A 16,567-nucleotide genomic window follows, 5' to 3' on the forward strand; every position below is an offset into this window, starting at 1 on the left:
GACGTTGAAGTTACAAACAGGAATTTCAACCATGACAAATACTACTGCAAAAACCGCAGAGGAATTGATTGCAGACTTAGAACAATTCACAGGCTCGGAAGTCGTCTACAGACACTCGCTAGGTATGCTCCGATACACAGAGGGAACGAAATATTTAGCTCAAGCAACCCAATGTTACTGGCTGCTGGATGCGATTGGCTCCTATCAGCATCGGCTTGAGTCTAATCCTCGGCTGCGAGATTTTCAGGTGTGGCGGTTGGTGGTGAAGGATGAGTCAGGGGTGCTGATTTGTGAAGAAGATACGGACAAGGAAGTGCTACGACAGGGGATAGAGTATACTGCTTTTCCGCTGTCAGAAATCACGCTGTATTTGGCACAGAAGGTGTTGATGCTGCCAGGTGAGTATTGAGAATGTAGTGAAAACAAAGGTGATTGCATAGACTAAAATCTAATTGCAATCACCAAACAGTTAAATCCATAAGTGTCGTGAGTACTTAACTTCTTGAATAATATCAAATGAGTTTCTCCAATGATACTCATTTGCATCATGTATGCAACGGCATTTCACGTGTTCAACTATTTACTCGAAATCAAATGAGATGATTTACAAAGCGGTTTATTCTGTTTCAAAAATGAAAACCTCGTCATCAAGGTGAGACAAGGCTAATAGGTTAAATATCTACTATCAAGCTAAAACATAGCGCATAACATTCTAACTAATGCTTCCTTGGACAAAAGTAATGACGGGTTAACCGATTGCAAGGTTACAAGTTATACTTCACTTGCTGAGCAAACAAGTTTAACAATTGCTCAAATATTTCTTGAGACAAAACCAGTTAATTCTTGGGGCATTTTTCGGGACTTAAACATTTTTGGGGCATAAACAAGCCTAAAATCCATACAGGGCAAAGGAAATACACCAAAGGCTCAAAAATGCTTGAAACCCAGATATATCAAGCAATTAGGCAAATCGATGTTAAAGTCTCTTTGTATATACATTTGAGACTTTTTTCTGACTACTTTTTGTCTAAGTCTCATTAGACAAAAATAAAAGCCTCATCTCCAAAGCAGAACGAGGCTTGTTGTAAATTGATCATACTAGACTGTTAGTATAAAACCACTAACAGTATAACAAATGTTCTATTAGACAGAATAAACGGCAACACAACACTTTAGATAGTAGCAAATAATACAATCATCCCTCGCCATTATAAATTACTAAAGGCAGGATAGATCACTAAACTTAATAACAATAACCATGGTTACTAGGGCTGCGCCAACACGCTATGAATGTGCTATCTAAATCAAGATCATGACTCAAAAACATCAGAATTACGGTTCTTCGGTAATATGCCAGTTAGAACTACTTTTTAAGATAGTCGCTGATAGCGTAGACGCTTGCGGCTTGTCGTAGACATCGCTTGTCAGCTTTGATAACTGTAAAGCGGTCGCAAAAAAACTTTTACCTTAACTCGCTTGATTCCACTCTAAAAATAAAAACCTCGTCTCACTTTGATGACGAGGTTAATAACCAAAACAGTCCTTGCAAGGTTAATATACTGTATATGACAGCATATTTGATGTTCATTAGGCAGATAAATGGTAGTTTAACCTGTTATAAGGTTACAAGTTATACTTTCATTGGCTAGTAAACAAATTTAACAACTGCTCAAATATTTCTTGAGATAAAATCAGTTAACTTTTAAAGCAGTTCGTTCTAAACAGAAGTAAAAGCCTCATTCCCTCCAAGAGATGAGGCTTAGTGCAATTTATACTATGCAGTTAATATAAAGCAACTAACAGTTTAATAAATGTTCCGCTGGATAGAAGAAATAGCAGAGTAGAGCTTTAGATAGTAGCAAATAATACAACTATCCAGCGGAATTATAAATTATCAAAGGCAGCGTAGATCACCAAATCTAAGAACAATAACCCTGATTGCTGAGGCTGCGCCTAGCGTCGGTGAAATACATTGGTATCAAACGAATGAATTCTCAAGAAACATCAGAATTACTTGCTGCTTTGATGCGCCAAGAAGAATTGCTCAAGCAGTTAGTCGCTTCAATCAATAAGCCGAAACTGGGACTCCACAATGATGCTGGCAATTGCAAGATTTACTGCAATCGTCACAACGGTTATATGTGGTATACCTTATCTAACAGTGAACCAACTGCTGTTGCTGCTACTGCCCTGACTGGATATCTGCGAGAGTTGCGATTCGAGAAGTGCGAGCGGCGGGGCAAAGAAGTACACAAGCTGCTAGCTACAATTCAGGCTGAGCGAACATACATCTTGGAATCCGGGCATGATACTCAGTTTGCCAAAGGGTTATTAGCTGCCATTGCCAGTTTGACTCCACAACAGCTTTATTCACCCATAACTCTACAACCGCAGCCAGGGACAGATGATAGCGTCCTGTTCTGTAGGGTGTGGGTTGGGGCTGAATTCATCATGACATCCTACGGTGAAGAATCGAACTGGCGAGAAATCAGTAAACAAGCTTTGGCTGTTACGAAAGCGGCGGCTTCTATGGTGTTTTAGTCGGTTATGAATAAGGCTTGAGCGACTGATATTTAGTGTTGCTTAAGTCTTATGAAGCAGCTTATTATGCTGTCATTCCAATTACTCACAAATAATCAAATAACTAAAGCAATTGTTCAACCAAACTATGTCTGAAGAAATCATTGACCAAACAATTATTTCTGTGTCTCGTGCTTTAAACAAGCTGGCTCAACACAGCGAGAACAATCAATATGATGAAGATGTCGATAAAGCTTACGAATTAGTCAGCGAATTGAAAGACCAATTGTTGAAATTACGAAAGAAAAAACAGTAATGACCAAACTTAGTTTTAATTCTAAAACCCCAAAAATCATTGTTTCAGATTTGGGACGCATCATTAATTGTGATTCAGATTTTGATGCAATCGCTATTAGACACGAATTTATTAGCGATGACGATAAAGATCAAGCGCAAGAAGTTAATTCAGCTAATCAAAGCGAGGGGAAATAATCATGCAATCCACAGCCATAATGCCACGTACATGGAAGCAACCTCTTTTTGCTATAGGACAACGCACCCAACAAGGGAGAATTATTGGTATCAATTATTCAACTCAAAAGCAGAGCGAAGGTTGGTATTACTCAGTATTGGTCAATGAGACTTCTGGACAAGTAGTACAACTGCCAGAAACTCAGGTTCGTCTACTTTCAAAACAAGAGATAGAAGCAAAAATATTAGCCGAAATCGACTTGCATCTGGCACGATTAACAATTCTCCAACAAGAATTAGACGCAGATTTAGAAATTCGCACTCCCTTTGGTACAGTGACCCCGCCTATTTCTCAAACACCTCGCTCATCGAACGGTACATCCAGATTATCTGAACCCAAGAAAAAGGTTAGCGCTTAAAACTTGGACATTGTATTTACTAGAAAAATGCGGAAACTTCGCTTACTAGAGGTTTCCGCACCCCAAACTATAACCAAAGGTGAAAGTCATTATCGCACAATGTATCGCTACGCTTCAAAGCGATGAATTATTTAGATGAGGACAGTTTAAATGAGTAAAATACAACAGCATCAACAAGCCTGGGATGCGTTGATGTCTCTCAACAAGCAGCATTATATTTCAACTGGTTTTTATGCACTGGGGGACGCTTATTTAATTAGTGGTAAAGACCCAAAACACAAGAATATCATTGTCCTCGTAGAACATCGGCAAAAAACGCAGATTAATCATTGGGATTATCAGTGTAAAAAATCTGAATGCCCTCAACCAACAATTACAACTAACGGTGACGATGGGAACGGGAATTTGAAACGCAAAGCCGTGTCGCTCAAGGTTTACAGTTAGTTCTTTCTCTTCAATAAGGATAGCAAAAATGGAACTAAACTCTGTTTACGATCCCAAATTACTTAATCCAACAAAAGTGTACCAAATTGATGGAGCTTTCTATCAATATTTGCACTCTTCAGGTAGCAATATTCATCCAAAGTACGTGTTTGGTCATTTACCAATCCCAGGGCAAAAACAGAAATCAAACTTGGTGCTCAATCGGGATAAATTAATAATTCGCTGTTCGGAAGTTGTAGGGATAACTTGTAAAACTAGTGCCACTAAATATTGCTCCGAACAACTTCAGTTATTTTGAAGCCAATGTCAATACATAAACCCCCAACCATTAAACGACCCATCAAAATACAAAACAATGGTTCGACCAAAATAGTTTATCGAGTTATTAGGAACGTTCAGCAACTCAAGAATAGTTCCGAGTTGGGATCTGTAACTCTTAAAGGACAATCCTACATGGTTCGCAATCAAGGTGTTTATTGGGTCGTTGTTTGATTGTTACTTTTAGGTAATCAAAAGGTGTTCACACTGTTATTCGTGTGAGCGCCTTTGATTATATTGCCCTACAAGAACGCTACGCTCTCTTGAAAATGAAAATTAATAGTGAGTTAACTGAACATGATACAAGCGATCGCTTCTCCCCAAACTGAAACTTTTCTCCAAAATGCTACAATCGAACGCCTAAACTTCTCGAAACTAAATAAAACCCGTATTCGCTTCCGTATTCAACTGAAAAATAGTACTAAAAGTGCTGCCCCCAAATGGGCAGACGTCTTAAAATCTGAAACATCTGAAGTAGAATCTGACCTAATTAAAGTTACTAATTCCGAAGTCGGGTTGAGAGGGGTTAAGGTTTTCAAAAAGCTAGATGAAGCTGCTGCACAATTACGTCAAGAAATCTCATCTGTACAAGAGTGGATGTCTCCTGACACTGGCGATTGGGTTTGCCCAATTGACTTAGCACCACTTGTGTGGAACCAGTTAATCAATATTAGAGACAATGTAGCTCCTGCTCTCCGCAATCAATTGAAACTTGACTATGAAACTGGATTAATTGATTATCAAGAGCGGATTGACAAATTCCTCTCATTGAATGCCTGGGAACTTTCACTAGATAAGCAGGAGTCAGTCAAAGCCAACTTGTTAAAAGCTTTCCCCACCCTTACAGACTTAGAAGATTATCTACAAGTAATCATCGGTCGTCCGGTGATTATCCCGGCACTGTCCGAACAACTTAACCAGCAGCAAGCTAAGTGCCTAGATCAGATTACCAAGTTCATTCAACAATATGACCAAAATCTAGAGCAGCGGTTAAGAGAATCGGCTCTCGCTGGTGGTGAACAACTCGCCGCGCAGTTGCTTGAAGAACTTAGTGATTGGGAACCGGGGCGTAGGCCAGTGCAGTTCAAAAAGAAGATGGAACGACATCTGATGAAAGTTCAGGTGTTGCTGGCGAATGCTGACTCCCAAGCTGGCAGCAGCTTAGAGGCGATGATGACGCATCTTGACTCGATTGTGAATGATCCGGCAATTGAGTCTAAGAATCTGGGTAGTGATGGGCGATCGCAATTGCAACAAAAGATGAACGATATCCGCGCCAAGCTCCTGAACGAACAACGCAACCTCCAACAGCTAGCAACTGGTGAGGTTGGATTGGCGAAAGCTACTGTCAACGCGTTTAGGTTCAGGTAAAAAATGGTCAAGGGCGAGGGTGCATCGCCTTTGACTTAGATAATCACCGAAATTAAAAGTGTAATACCCACATTAGCAGTTCACAGGCTTACATCCACAAAATTATTGAGGTTAACTATGTCTCATTTCACACAAGTCAGAACCAAATTAATCAATCGAGAGTGTTTGGTACAAGCCCTCACTGATCTGAACCTCTCGCCCCAGGTTCACGAAATTCCGCAGCCACTTACTGGTTATTACGGGGGTTCTCAAGGTCAAAGTGCAGAGATTATAGTCAGTGGTCAGACAATTAAAACTCGTGCAGACATCGGCTTCAAGTGGAATCAGTCGAATGGCGCGTATGACGTGATACACGATAGCTATGAGACAGACCCTCGACTAGGAAAGGATTTCTTCACTCACTCGCTAATGCTGGCATACGGACAGCGGATGGTTCGTGCTAAAGCTACCCAGCTGCAAGAACAATTTGGCGAGTGCAATATCACCGAATCAACCAACGGCACTGTGCAAACTTTACGGCTGACTTTTGCTGGACATCAGCAACAACAACAATACACCAGGAGATAACAGATGGAACGCGCAATACTTATACACTTTGACAAAACTACAGGTTCAGTGAAAGTAGAAGCGGAGGGATTCGAGGGGCTAACTTGTTTGGCTGCGACCCAACCGTTTGAAGAGGCGTTGGGGGTTGTGGAGGACGAGCGCATTTATAAAGACGAATCAGCACCACAACTGAGGACTACGAACAGTAGTCAAACACGTTTGCGTCAGTAACCAGTAATCAGTAGTCAGTGAGCATCTCTAACTGATTACTGATTACAGAATATCGGCTTCGCCATTTGATAAATGAAGTAATTGAATAATTGACATGAAACTCTCAAATCTGCTCTCCACGCTCGATTCACAAATCCCCATTGCTGCTGTTGATGTACTGTCTCCTGATGAGGCAACGATTATTCAGTGGCTAACAACAGAAGCCAACAACAAGCTCTCTTGTACAGTCTATTTCTGGAACCTGGGCGTATCCAGCTTAGAGCAATGTCTGATTGCATCTGATGGTGGCTTGGTATTCAAAGTCGTAGCGGAGTACAAGAAGCCGCCCCAGGCTGATCCACTGTTATATGTATTTGACTATATTGCTAATTTTAGTGGGAATGGTGTATTTATTCTGGGAGACATTCACCCATTTGTTGCTAAGAACTCACCACAATTGAGCTGGGAAATTATATCGAAAGTTAAAAACCTTTACCACCGCCTCAAGCCGACTGATAAACGCATTGTGTTGCTGGGGCAAAATATCCAGTTGCATGAAGCACTTGTACGGTTAATTCCTTATTGTGAAATTCCTCTACCGGGAGTTGAGCAAATACTTGAACATATCAATTCTTATTTGCATGACCTACAACAGTCTGCCACAGAACAAGAATTAACTTTCACTATTTCATTGCCGGAAAGTGAAATTGAATCTCTTTCTCGTGCAGCGTTGGGATTAACCCTGGAGGAGATTAGTGATTTCCTCCGGTTAACAGTCAAAGAGAATCTCACCTCGGATGGTATCGTTGTTGATGCCGATTTTATACCCAAGGCTGTCGAATACAAAACCCGACTGCTGTCTCAAATGGGAATTGAACTAGGTAAACCCGCGACAATCCCATTCGGCGGGCTTGACAATTTGCGCGAGTGGCTGATGAGGCGGCGGCGGCTGTTCACACAAGAGGCGCGAAGCTTGAGTTTACCGCAGCCTAAAGGTGTGCTGCTGGCTGGGCCACCCGGAACAGGTAAAAGTCACTGTGCTAAAAACATCGCCAGTATACTCAATTTACCACTGCTGCAACTCGACATTGCCTCAATGCTAGGTTCACTAGTTGGCGAATCCGAAGGTAATGTCAAACGTGCCTTGAAAACAGCCGAAGCGATCGCGCCTTGCGTTTTGTTCATTGATGAAGTCGAAAAAGCACTTTCAGGTCAGGGCGATACAAGCGGTGTTTCCCAACGCATCCTTGGAACCTTGCTCACGTTCATGGCTGAATGCATTAGCGGCGTTTTCATAGTTGCAACTTGCAATGACCCATCGGTGCTGCCCAGTGAGTTTAAGCGTAAAGGTCGTTTCGACGAAATGTTTTTCGTTGACTTGCCGACAGAACCGGAGCGAGTTCAAATCCTCAAAATTCACCTAGAGCGATTCGGTATTACTGTCGAGTCCGAATATCTCGAAGCGATCGCAGCTAATACCTCTCAATTCTCCGGCGCTGAACTCGAAACCCTCGCTGCCGAAGCCGCTCTGTTGGCATTTGACGAAGCACGACCGCAACAAGTCACGCTTGGGGATTTAGAAACCTGTCGTCAAACTATCACCCCGCTTGCAATAACTGATGCTGCGGCAGTTGAGCGTATGCAGTCTTGGGCTAGCACTGCCCGGCCTGCTAGTAGTCCTGTTGTGCAGACGGCGAAAACTCAATCGCTACGTGCTGCCAAATTTCGGAATATGAACTGATGATAAGGCGATTGTCTCCTGATTTTATGGGGACAATCACTCTTTTCTTTAGTAATAATTAGTAGCTTTTTAATATTTCAATAGACCAAGGAAAATGACAACAGACTTAGTTACATACTACGGACAAACAGACTTGATCGACCAGTTGGTTGATAATTATGGCGCACACTTAGAAAAGTTAGACAGAGAAACAAAATTGTTATTACGGGCAACTTTATCTACTTACATTATCATGCAGCAAGAGTGCAGCCCAATTGAGTATCCAGTGTCTACAGCCTTAGAAGATTCATTGTATGAGCTAGTAATTCCTGATTCTATTCCCCAAGTTTTGTATAATGTCTGCTCTGTCCTGGAAGGCTTAACAGCTTCGGAGGCTGAAAGCATACTTGAAGCATTACAACATCAAATCAGGTGGGGCAATGCCCGGAAATCAACGGGTTAATTCGGTTCAGAAACATGGAAATTTACCTAGTCTTTGTAGACACAATTCAAAACAGCAATAAGTTCTGGTCTGCCAAGATTGAAGGCAGTAATCTAACTGTTGAATGGGGCAGAGTCGGGTACAAGTCCCAGACTAAAGTTCACTCATTTAGCGATCGCTCTGCTGCTGTCAAGAAATTTTACAGTCTCATAGCTGACAAAAAAGCTAAAGGCTACCGAGAAAGCCAGCCGCAAATGGACAGTAGTTGTAATATTTCCGAAATAGAGAGAGCAATTCAACTACTCAATGCCTTGCGTTCTTATGTTGTTAATAGAAATTTTGATGAGCATTACATACTCATCCTGAATCAATATCTGAAGATTGTTCCCACACCTTTGGGGATGCAAATTGATCCCTACAGAGTGTATCGCACTGTAGCAGATGTTGATTATCAAAAAGAGTTGCTCAATTCTTTGTTAACTACCTCTACACCACAACCTGCTGTCGTGGCTGTTGCTCATACTCCAGAATCAACTGTAGAGAAAGTGGTTAGCCTCAAGACTATCAGTAAGAGCTTTTGGCGGCATTTGTAAATGAATTACCACAAATCTTGTTTAATAGTTTTGTGGTAATTTTCACCGCTTTGAGAAATATATTTTCAGAAAAATAAAAAGGAGTAAAACTGTGGAAAAGATAATCGTTAGTTCTTGGAAAACAGTAGGATATGGACACTATAACTGTACTGAGCAAGAGATAACTTATCAAGAGAGAAAAATAAGAGAAATATGCGACCAGTTAGGCATTGATTGTCCAGAAGTGGCTACAAATGTCACAAGTCTTAGCACACGAACAGAGATTATCGCTGATGAATCTGTATTGGAACATGTAGAGCCGATTTACTATAGCGATGCAGATTGATTAAGTGTATCCCCCAGTGTCGGATGAGATTGGGGGATATTTTTAGCGTTTGATAAATTATTTCCAAAATGTTATGAAACAACCATGCTTTGATTGCCCCTTTCAAAACTCTGTGAAATATGCGCTTTGTCAGGCGAAAGCGCATGATATCCTCCACAGAATTACACATGATAAAGCTTTCCACTGCCACAAAACAGTAAATTATTCTCAATCTCATGAAGGTCAAGTTACTTCTGAGTCAAGACTATGCTTTGGTGCAGTTTTGTTCTTAGAGAATACCGTTAGAGGTGGTTGTCGCTCAAATGTAATGTTTCGCTTTGCTCTAATGCGTAAAGAATTTAAACTTGATGATTTACGTCAGGATGAAAATGTCTATCAAAGTTTCGAGGAGTTTATTGAAGGAGTTAGTTATTAACCTGAAATCAAATCCCTGAAAAACAACAAAACTGCTCTCTTCTTAATAGCAGTTAATTTACTGCGTTCGCTTCATCTGTGTGGTGATTCTACTCAGGAGCATGGTTTTTAGCCGACAAGCAAATAAGGATGTAGAAATATGTACAGAGTTTCAATTCAAGTTGTCAATGAATCTGACAGTTTAATTGAAAAATTTCCCACTCATGTTGTGAGAGTTCCTTGTATCGGAGAGTATATTTATCTGAGTATTTGTCGTTGTGACATCCCTGACTATCAAGTTCTTGAAGTGACTCATTACACTTTTGCATTTGATAATTCCAAAGGATTGATAGAGAACAACAATTTTAAAGGATTAGCAGTAGCAGAAATCAAGGTGAAAAAGTTGCGGTAGTCTAGATTTGACTTGCAATCTCAATTAAAATACCGTCTAAATCTCTGACGTATCCAACCTTTTGTCCCCACGGCTTTTGTTTTGGCACAACTAAACTAACTGCACCAGCCTCGACAGCGCGACTGAAGGCTGCATCAACATCATCTGTTGTAAAAGCAATTTCGACTCCAGCAGGTTGATTTTTTAAATTGTTTTCTTGAAATCCGTTAGTCAGATTTGAGCTAGCTAGTTCATTCGATGCAAAGGCAAGCTTTGTTGAACCTGTTTCCATCTGTGCATACTGTCCACTTTCATGAATAAAATCTTTTTGTAATCCAAATGCTTTTTCGTAAAAAGCAACAGATTGGGTAACATCTTTTACGTAAAGGATAGTGTAAGAAAATTTCATAGTTTTCCAGTTCAACCCAAGAATTACTGAGGATCAAACTAGTACATTTGCTCTAATTAGTCAAGTTTACCGTGCAACAATAGCCTCATGTGACCATTTTTCCAAATTTACAATCAAAAGGCAGCGCGGAAACTTCGCTCTCATTATTGGCTTTCACTTTTTCTCTACGAGACGTTTTGCGAGCACTTTCACCAACGGCAAAGAAATAACGGTAGAGATAGCATGGCGTTGGGAATGGGAACGAGTATTGAATTATGCCAGTAGTTGAAAGCGATAAGCAAAGGCGACATGGCTATGCTTACCGCTACTCTTTCCATTCAACCAGCGCACCATCAATAATTGCAATCCCCCACAGCGGAAACTTTGCCAGCAGTTTTTTGATCACGATTTGCAAAGCTGGATCATTGTTCCAACATTCCGCAAGAAACTCAAAATTAGATTTTTCCCCAAGTATCCTTGCCAGCTTCAGTTTCTCCATACGCAGAGGTCGCATTTTTGAACGAATTGCGATGCCTTCGGCGGTAAACAACGCCTCACTCGACCATTTATCAACACTGGAAGTAGGCGCGGCGGAACTTTGGTCAACGTTATCCGCTTTAACTTCTACACGAGAAACCGAATTTTCAGATGTTAACGAAGCGGAAAAGATGGGTGTTTTTGTACAGACTTAACACTTTGGCAAAGTCCTAACACTATAGGATAGGATACCGCCGCATCATCTCCCGCATCTCCACCGCTTCACTTGACGGCGTGTAAATCACTCCCCCCGACATCGCTAGCACAATCCTTTCTTTCCTAGCCCACTCGAACCAAGCAATGGTATCAGATACTACTTGTGCAACCTCTGGTTTTCTAGCCTCTTTACAGGCTGCCACAAACACAGCTTCCGGTGACTTAACCCCTTTCCAAGTACGGAGAGCCTCTTTAAGATAAGCGATCACCCCCGGTACATTGTCCCAACAACGCTTGACTGTGCGCTGAATCTCTGCATTGAGTTGGAACTGTAAATTACAGGGTATTTTTATTAACAATTTTTTAGGATTATCCTTTAAGCCCAAGGAACAGTTTGAATATTTTCATATTCAATTTTCTTACGAGTTACACGGCTTAAATATTTACCCTTGTAGCCAAAAATATTTAATAAAACAAGTTCTAGATACCATAAACCAAGGTTAACAATATCTATTTTTTCATAAAAGGAACGATTAAGAAGTCTTTTACGTTTTTTGGGGTTTGCATGAATTAAAGCATTACGCGTTTCTGTTAATGCTTGTACTCCGTTATTCCATTTTAATTCTTCTGCGGCTTTAAGTAAATCTGTTAATGTCTCAGGAATATCTAAAGAAATACCACACTCTAAAAGAAGATATTTTAGTTTCTCGGTAGCAGGATATTTCCTAGTATTATCAAATTCTTCTTGAGTAATTTTTTTTTTATCTTCTACCAGAAGAGTTCCAGCGAGAAGTTCAAATGCAGCTTGCAATAAAATAATAGAACCTTGTACTGCTCCAGCTTGAGCATTACTCTCTAAATACCAGTGAATTGCTAGCCTTATTGAATCATTCCAAGTGTTGGTTTGCCACAAGGTAAGGAAACCTGCAAAAAATTCATTCATACTTTGAGTATTTAATGCAGTTGAATCAATAAACCAAGAGTTAACTCCTTTCCAGGGTGATATTAGTTGATTGCTATGCCATTTCTCCCAAACTTTTTTCCCTCTACTGTTTTGTCCAACTAACAGGATGGGAGAAATTCTAAAACCTCTACAAAATGAGAGAAACCAATGCAAAACCTCTAAAATTTCCTCAGCTTCTTTTGAAGAAAAAGTTTTTTTATCAAAACGTTCAAGTTTTCCTACATGAGTTATGGCATAGCCTCCTTCCAACTTAAGAGATTTAATAATATATTCAAGATTTTCTACGTTATCAATACAAATTCTCCAACCTTCTGCTTCTAATATAAGTCTATCTGAAGATATACTATTGCTCCTCGATATTTGAGTCCCTCTAAAATTATGAAAATTAGTCAAATGGAAATTTACACTAAATAAATCTGCATTTGAATTTAATTCTACAGGCTCACTTAAACAACCTAAAATTTCTAAATTTTCATCAAAAATAGTAGGAAGACTTAAAATATTAACTTTTGCTCTAGTTTCTAAAAACTTTAAATAAGTTTGATCAAAATTAAGTCGATGCGGAAAACTAGCTTGAGTTGAAAAATCAAATTTGATATCAGGAGATGGCAACCATTTAAAGACAACAGATCCTTTTCCTTGATATACTGTTTCTCCCTGAATAATTTCTAATAAACCTTCATAAAGCTGAATGTCATGGTTAGCTTCACTAGTTTGGTAACTTGATACAATTGCAGGAAGATATTGATTTAACAACGACTTGAAATCTTCTATTGACATCTAGTTTTATGAGAATTTAAGTTTTTTACAAAAAGTATATTTCAACATTTTATCCAATCACTTTCATCTTCAGATATTTGAAAGTGAAAAGTCTTTTCTCCATAAAATTCATTTCATTGAAGAGTTACTTTCGCAAATCTATTATATACACGTTGAGTGCTACATTCTGATTCTTACTCTTTAAGAGTATAGCTATACCAGAAACACTGTAGAAACAGCATGGCGTTGAGAATGGGAACAAGTTCTGAAATATGCAAGTAGTTGCAATAGCGATCGCTACCCCTCCCACTTCACCAGTACCCCATTCACACAAGCAATCCCCCATTGCCCAAACTTCGCCAAAAGCTTCTTGATCACGATTTGTAAAGCCGGATCATCATTCCAGCATTCCATCAGAAACTCAAAACTAGGATTTTCACCCAAGACCCCCGCCATTTTCAGCTTCTCCATACGCAGAGGTCGCATTTTGGAACGAGCAGCGATCGCTGAACTTGACCATTTTTCATTTTCAGTAACGGGCGCGGCGGAACTTGTACCTTCATGATAAGCTTTCATCTCCTCACCAGAAACTTGGTTTTCAGTTATCAGCGAAGTGCAAGGACTTTCTACTTGCTCTTGAAACATTGGTTGCTGTGAGCATTCTTCGTCTGGGGCAACAGGCGGCGCGGCGGAAGATGTGTCTTCATGAGGGGCGATCGCATCTTCGCCAAAGACTTGGTTTTGTGTTGACAACAAAGCAGATTGACTTTGTGTAATATCCACTAGCGTTAGCGAAGTACAGTCTGTTACCGCAGGTAACTCTTTTTCTTTCTCTGACACGCTTTCAACAGACTGAGGCGACGCGCCCCCCAAAGGCGCGATCGCCGTCTCCTCACTTTGCGTATTTTCGTTTTTCGTGTCAGAGACACACCTCACGATCTCTTTTGAAGAGTTCGTGAGGTGTTTTTGAGGAGTTCGTGAGGGTTTCTGGAACCCTTGCTCTGCCTGGGTTTGATCTGAGATAGATGCTCTGTACAAAGCACCTATTTCTCCAGCGGCAGCATCCATCTCTGTATTTTCAGAATTTGGTGCTTGTTTTTGGGCATCTGGTTCTTGTGACGCAGAATCTATTTGCTCCCAAAATTCCTTTATCCGACTACCGTGTAAATTCTTTACTGTCCAGCCAACAGTCTCCCTTCCGTCCTGAATCGACTTGTCGGGTTTGAAAATAAACAGCCCACTGTCAGACAAAACTTTCTTAGCAGCGATGAAAGTACTGTAACCAAGTCCAGTGGACAGAGGCATCCACCGGGAACCGTAAGGGTCAGCTGTCCAACATTCTTGCCATAATTGTGTAATTGAGGATTTCTGTTGGGAAGCCCACAGCATATCTTCTATTGGAATAATCACATGAAACCTCTTGTATGGGGATTCTTGTTTGCTAGCTGTAGACTTTTTGGACTTGGGACGAGCGATAGTTGCGATCATTATACTTACTCCTGTTTGTGTTGACGCACGGAAATTTCCCCCACTGTGATGCGGGGCTTGGTACTTGCACTTATTTGTCTAAAAAGTTACCGATACACTGGAAACCTATTGAGGTTGCCAAAATCGCAATTCATCTCGGAAATACCTGTCAGTCTTTTTCGATTGCTCCTTCCAACAATCCCAGGCAACTAACACTTCTTCGCCCAAATCTTGCACCACCTCGCCTCTCTCGACATACAAAGTGCGGTAAGGGTCAGCATGGGCAACGATAGAGCCGACTTGGATGGTGTCCGGTTCAATAGATGCGTTCTGGAGTGCAGTAATTAACTCTGTTTCCTCACTGGTCAGCTCCACCCAATAGTCTGATTTAATTACCTCATACTCTTGCGCCACTGCCCAATAGTCCTGCCACCTACACTCAGGCTTGGCCAACACTGTTCTAATGTCACTAACCGCCCGTGGTAACAGCTGCAATTGCTCGGCTCGCAGGGCGATCGCCTGCGGTGTGGGACTACTCCCTAGAATTATCGCCGCAGCTTCGAGCGCTTGGGTGCTGTTCATCGCACTGGCCAGATTCCCCAAAGCCATACCCATCAAGCGCAAGCATTCTTGGGCATTCTCCTTGGGTGGCTCAGTGGCAAGCGATCGCAGATCAATAGTTTCTAAGAGCGCAAGTTTGACCTGCTTGTTCAACGCCTTGGTCGCCTGGGTCGTCATGGTATTTCCCCACTCTTGGTCAGGACGTTGTTCAACGGCGCGTTCTAATTCCTTCAGACGTTGCTGTAATCGCTGATTCTCCACTTCTAGTTGCCGCAGACCTTCAATTTCTTGAATGTACTGCCGCAACTGAATGATTTCTGACTTCTGCTGCTGGTACAGTTTTTGGGATGATTCAAGTTGCTCTCTTGCTTGTGCTTCCGCTCTGGCTGTGGCTTCTGTTTGTAAACCAATTCTCAACTCCTGCTCCAGACGCTCTAGTTCTTGCCTATGCTGTTCTTTGATTTGGGCGATCGCTTCGGTGTATTCTGGTGGATAATTTCGCTCTCTGGGGAACGGGACGCTAGCGGCATCTAGATCCTCATTATTGATCAGCAATTTTTCACCATCAGCAAAAGTGACAATCTGCTGCCAATTGTTTGGCGCGTCTGCTGAGATCACTCCCGACTCCCCATATCTGGGATGTGATTGTGATGAAATCATGACCGAATTACACAATTGCGCTTGACTTTTTTCTTGTTTTGTGGTGCGTTTAGTTGTTGGTGCAACCTGTTGTACTGCTTTGGCGAAGTCGGCAGCTGTAGGAAAGGGTTTTTCTTTGGCTGCGATCGCTACGGCTTGTTGAAGCTTGCCGGGAGTCTTGACCAGTTTGAGTAATGGGCGAGTCTGGGAAGGTTTGGTGATCTTATCTTTCAACTCGTCGGGTAGAATATCAACTACTCGCTTTGCCGCAAATAGATCCTTGACCCGTCGATATCCTCCGTGTTTGGTCAATTCATTTTCGCAGTAGTCTTCAAAGCTGGTGTATGCGCCATGTTGGTAATAGTCGTTATCTCGCATCAGCCGCAGTTCGTCAGATGCTTGCCACTCGAATCGGTCGATGGCGGCGAAGGTTTCCTGGATGCTGATGTTGAGATTGGTGTAGTCGAGTGCTGTTGTTTGTTCTCTGTCTAGTGTCAGCATAGCTCTCTCCTGTTCTGATAGATAGGAGAGGTGTTTAAAATCGCTTTCACTTTATAAAAGACTTTTTCTCGTCTTGGCTTTGCTTGGGGAAGGCAGTTAATAGACTTGTTGCCACTACACAGCAGATGTATGCGGTGGTTAGAATTGATTCCTATGCATAATGCAAGAAAATCTGCTAATGTTTGGTTGATCATAAACTTTGTAGTTTGTGAAATTTCCCCAAAAGCGATGTTTTCGAGGCAGACGCTTTTGGGTTTTAGTTTTTAGATGAAGTTTAAAAAGCAGAAGGCATACTGTGGGCGACAGAAAGATTATTTGAGTGACCCACAATATGCCTGAACCTAACTGTTGTCATCCCTGGTACATATCAATTGCTCCCAAGTGATAAACGGTTACTTTTATAAAGAGATGCTTGTTATCCCAAATAGTAAC

General features: G+C 41.3%; 23 protein-coding genes. 17 read left to right on the top strand and 6 right to left on the bottom strand.

Annotated features, from left to right (window positions below; genetic code table 11):
- Positions 1-31: 31 nt before the first annotated feature.
- The 16 genes from FNW02_RS30690 (at position 32) to FNW02_RS30770 (ending at position 10,184) form a co-directional block, all read left to right on the top strand.
- Entirely contained in the window at positions 32-409 is a 378-nt protein-coding gene (locus FNW02_RS30690) for a DUF6876 family protein (protein WP_191761230.1), read from the top strand.
- A gap of 1,577 nt (positions 410-1,986) precedes the next feature.
- Positions 1,987-2,541, top strand: coding sequence for a hypothetical protein (locus FNW02_RS30695; protein ID WP_191761231.1), 555 nt, complete (start codon positions 1,987-1,989; stop codon positions 2,539-2,541).
- 127 nt (positions 2,542-2,668) lie between these two features.
- Positions 2,669-2,836, top strand: a complete 168-nt coding sequence (locus tag FNW02_RS30700) for a hypothetical protein (protein WP_191761232.1) — start codon at positions 2,669-2,671, stop codon at positions 2,834-2,836.
- A complete protein-coding gene (locus tag FNW02_RS30705; protein ID WP_191761233.1) occupies positions 2,836-3,012 on the top strand; it encodes a hypothetical protein in 177 nt (58 codons plus the stop codon). Before FNW02_RS30700 ends, FNW02_RS30705 begins: the two co-directional genes overlap by 1 nt.
- Positions 3,013-3,014: 2 nt before the next feature.
- Positions 3,015-3,410 carry a hypothetical protein gene (locus FNW02_RS30710; protein ID WP_191761234.1) on the top strand — a complete coding sequence of 132 codons (396 nt, stop codon included), beginning with the start codon at positions 3,015-3,017 and terminating at the stop codon, positions 3,408-3,410.
- A gap of 150 nt (positions 3,411-3,560) precedes the next feature.
- Complete coding sequence (locus tag FNW02_RS30715) at positions 3,561-3,854, top strand: hypothetical protein (RefSeq protein ID WP_191761235.1); 294 nt, start codon at positions 3,561-3,563, stop codon at positions 3,852-3,854.
- Positions 3,855-3,882: 28 nt separating this feature from the next.
- A complete protein-coding gene (locus FNW02_RS30720) occupies positions 3,883-4,152 on the top strand; it encodes a hypothetical protein (protein WP_191761236.1) in 270 nt (89 codons plus the stop codon).
- A gap of 317 nt (positions 4,153-4,469) precedes the next feature.
- A complete protein-coding gene (locus tag FNW02_RS30730) occupies positions 4,470-5,543 on the top strand; it encodes a hypothetical protein (RefSeq protein ID WP_191761238.1) in 1,074 nt (357 codons plus the stop codon).
- Between the two features lie 117 nt (positions 5,544-5,660).
- Positions 5,661-6,110: a DUF1257 domain-containing protein gene (locus FNW02_RS30735; protein ID WP_191761239.1), complete on the top strand. Its 450-nt coding sequence runs from the start codon at positions 5,661-5,663 to the stop codon at positions 6,108-6,110.
- A 3-nt stretch (positions 6,111-6,113) separates the two neighbouring features.
- Positions 6,114-6,320, top strand: coding sequence for a DUF2997 domain-containing protein (locus FNW02_RS30740; protein ID WP_191761240.1), 207 nt, complete (start codon positions 6,114-6,116; stop codon positions 6,318-6,320).
- Between the two features lie 94 nt (positions 6,321-6,414).
- Positions 6,415-8,040, top strand: coding sequence for an AAA family ATPase (locus FNW02_RS30745; protein WP_191761241.1), 1,626 nt, complete (start codon positions 6,415-6,417; stop codon positions 8,038-8,040).
- Positions 8,041-8,134: 94 nt separating this feature from the next.
- Entirely contained in the window at positions 8,135-8,482 is a 348-nt protein-coding gene (locus tag FNW02_RS30750; protein ID WP_191761242.1) for a hypothetical protein, read from the top strand.
- A 14-nt stretch (positions 8,483-8,496) separates the two neighbouring features.
- Positions 8,497-9,054: a WGR domain-containing protein gene (locus FNW02_RS30755; RefSeq protein WP_191761243.1), complete on the top strand. Its 558-nt coding sequence runs from the start codon at positions 8,497-8,499 to the stop codon at positions 9,052-9,054.
- Between the two features lie 91 nt (positions 9,055-9,145).
- Positions 9,146-9,379 carry a hypothetical protein gene (locus FNW02_RS30760; RefSeq protein WP_191761244.1) on the top strand — a complete coding sequence of 78 codons (234 nt, stop codon included), beginning with the start codon at positions 9,146-9,148 and terminating at the stop codon, positions 9,377-9,379.
- A 73-nt stretch (positions 9,380-9,452) separates the two neighbouring features.
- Positions 9,453-9,794: a hypothetical protein gene (locus FNW02_RS30765; RefSeq protein WP_191761245.1), complete on the top strand. Its 342-nt coding sequence runs from the start codon at positions 9,453-9,455 to the stop codon at positions 9,792-9,794.
- A 138-nt stretch (positions 9,795-9,932) separates the two neighbouring features.
- The gene (locus FNW02_RS30770; RefSeq protein ID WP_191761246.1) at positions 9,933-10,184 is read left to right on the top strand and encodes a hypothetical protein; all 252 of its coding nucleotides are present in this window, start codon (positions 9,933-9,935) and stop codon (positions 10,182-10,184) included.
- Position 10,185: 1 nt separating this feature from the next.
- On the opposite strand, the gene FNW02_RS30775 is transcribed toward FNW02_RS30770, so the two are convergent.
- Positions 10,186-10,572, bottom strand: a complete 387-nt coding sequence (locus tag FNW02_RS30775; protein ID WP_191761247.1) for a VOC family protein — start codon at positions 10,570-10,572, stop codon at positions 10,186-10,188.
- A 304-nt stretch (positions 10,573-10,876) separates the two neighbouring features.
- A complete protein-coding gene (locus FNW02_RS30780) occupies positions 10,877-11,050 on the bottom strand; it encodes a hypothetical protein (RefSeq protein WP_225226023.1) in 174 nt (57 codons plus the stop codon).
- Positions 11,051-11,081: 31 nt separating this feature from the next.
- On the opposite strand from FNW02_RS30780, the gene FNW02_RS30785 reads away from it, so the two are divergent.
- Complete coding sequence (locus FNW02_RS30785) at positions 11,082-11,243, top strand: hypothetical protein (protein ID WP_191761248.1); 162 nt, start codon at positions 11,082-11,084, stop codon at positions 11,241-11,243.
- 21 nt (positions 11,244-11,264) lie between these two features.
- Here the strand turns inward: FNW02_RS30785 and FNW02_RS30790 are convergent, their stop codons facing one another.
- The 4 genes from FNW02_RS30790 to FNW02_RS30805 all read right to left on the bottom strand — a co-directional run bounded on the left by FNW02_RS30790 (position 11,265) and on the right by FNW02_RS30805 (position 16,135).
- Entirely contained in the window at positions 11,265-11,603 is a 339-nt protein-coding gene (locus FNW02_RS30790) for a hypothetical protein (protein WP_191761279.1), read from the bottom strand.
- A gap of 17 nt (positions 11,604-11,620) precedes the next feature.
- Positions 11,621-12,988 carry a hypothetical protein gene (locus FNW02_RS30795; RefSeq protein ID WP_191761249.1) on the bottom strand — a complete coding sequence of 456 codons (1,368 nt, stop codon included), beginning with the start codon at positions 12,986-12,988 and terminating at the stop codon, positions 11,621-11,623.
- 276 nt (positions 12,989-13,264) lie between these two features.
- Positions 13,265-14,455 (bottom strand): hypothetical protein, encoded by a 1,191-nt coding sequence (locus tag FNW02_RS30800; protein ID WP_191761250.1) that lies wholly within the window; start codon positions 14,453-14,455, stop codon positions 13,265-13,267.
- A 105-nt stretch (positions 14,456-14,560) separates the two neighbouring features.
- Positions 14,561-16,135, bottom strand: a complete 1,575-nt coding sequence (locus FNW02_RS30805; RefSeq protein ID WP_191761251.1) for a DUF4670 domain-containing protein — start codon at positions 16,133-16,135, stop codon at positions 14,561-14,563.
- Positions 16,136-16,567 lie beyond the last annotated feature (432 nt).

Source organism: Komarekiella delphini-convector SJRDD-AB1, from assembly GCF_014831675.1.
Lineage (GTDB): Bacteria > Cyanobacteriota > Cyanobacteriia > Cyanobacteriales > Nostocaceae > Komarekiella.

Bases quoted from the DNA above. Each gene is read 5' to 3' on its own strand.
- FNW02_RS30755 (WP_191761243.1), top strand. From the start codon at position 8,497: ATGGAAATTTACCTAGTCTTTGTAGACACAATTCAAAACAGCAATAAG.
- FNW02_RS30765 (WP_191761245.1), top strand. From the start codon at position 9,453: ATGAAACAACCATGCTTTGATTGCCCCTTTCAAAACTCTGTGAAATAT.
- FNW02_RS30695 (WP_191761231.1), top strand. From the start codon at position 1,987: ATGAATTCTCAAGAAACATCAGAATTACTTGCTGCTTTGATGCGCCAA.
- FNW02_RS30745 (WP_191761241.1), top strand. From the start codon at position 6,415: ATGAAACTCTCAAATCTGCTCTCCACGCTCGATTCACAAATCCCCATT.
- FNW02_RS30720 (WP_191761236.1), top strand. From the start codon at position 3,883: ATGGAACTAAACTCTGTTTACGATCCCAAATTACTTAATCCAACAAAA.
- FNW02_RS30805 (WP_191761251.1), bottom strand. From the start codon at position 16,135: ATGCTGACACTAGACAGAGAACAAACAACAGCACTCGACTACACCAAT.
- FNW02_RS30740 (WP_191761240.1), top strand. From the start codon at position 6,114: ATGGAACGCGCAATACTTATACACTTTGACAAAACTACAGGTTCAGTG.
- FNW02_RS30785 (WP_191761248.1), top strand. From the start codon at position 11,082: ATGCCTTCGGCGGTAAACAACGCCTCACTCGACCATTTATCAACACTG.
- FNW02_RS30775 (WP_191761247.1), bottom strand. From the start codon at position 10,572: ATGAAATTTTCTTACACTATCCTTTACGTAAAAGATGTTACCCAATCT.
- FNW02_RS30730 (WP_191761238.1), top strand. From the start codon at position 4,470: ATGATACAAGCGATCGCTTCTCCCCAAACTGAAACTTTTCTCCAAAAT.
- FNW02_RS30700 (WP_191761232.1), top strand. From the start codon at position 2,669: ATGTCTGAAGAAATCATTGACCAAACAATTATTTCTGTGTCTCGTGCT.
- FNW02_RS30780 (WP_225226023.1), bottom strand. From the start codon at position 11,050: ATGGAGAAACTGAAGCTGGCAAGGATACTTGGGGAAAAATCTAATTTT.
- FNW02_RS30690 (WP_191761230.1), top strand. From the start codon at position 32: ATGACAAATACTACTGCAAAAACCGCAGAGGAATTGATTGCAGACTTA.
- FNW02_RS30705 (WP_191761233.1), top strand. From the start codon at position 2,836: ATGACCAAACTTAGTTTTAATTCTAAAACCCCAAAAATCATTGTTTCA.
- FNW02_RS30710 (WP_191761234.1), top strand. From the start codon at position 3,015: ATGCAATCCACAGCCATAATGCCACGTACATGGAAGCAACCTCTTTTT.
- FNW02_RS30735 (WP_191761239.1), top strand. From the start codon at position 5,661: ATGTCTCATTTCACACAAGTCAGAACCAAATTAATCAATCGAGAGTGT.
- FNW02_RS30770 (WP_191761246.1), top strand. From the start codon at position 9,933: ATGTACAGAGTTTCAATTCAAGTTGTCAATGAATCTGACAGTTTAATT.
- FNW02_RS30715 (WP_191761235.1), top strand. From the start codon at position 3,561: ATGAGTAAAATACAACAGCATCAACAAGCCTGGGATGCGTTGATGTCT.
- FNW02_RS30800 (WP_191761250.1), bottom strand. From the start codon at position 14,455: ATGATCGCAACTATCGCTCGTCCCAAGTCCAAAAAGTCTACAGCTAGC.
- FNW02_RS30795 (WP_191761249.1), bottom strand. From the start codon at position 12,988: ATGTCAATAGAAGATTTCAAGTCGTTGTTAAATCAATATCTTCCTGCA.
- FNW02_RS30750 (WP_191761242.1), top strand. From the start codon at position 8,135: ATGACAACAGACTTAGTTACATACTACGGACAAACAGACTTGATCGAC.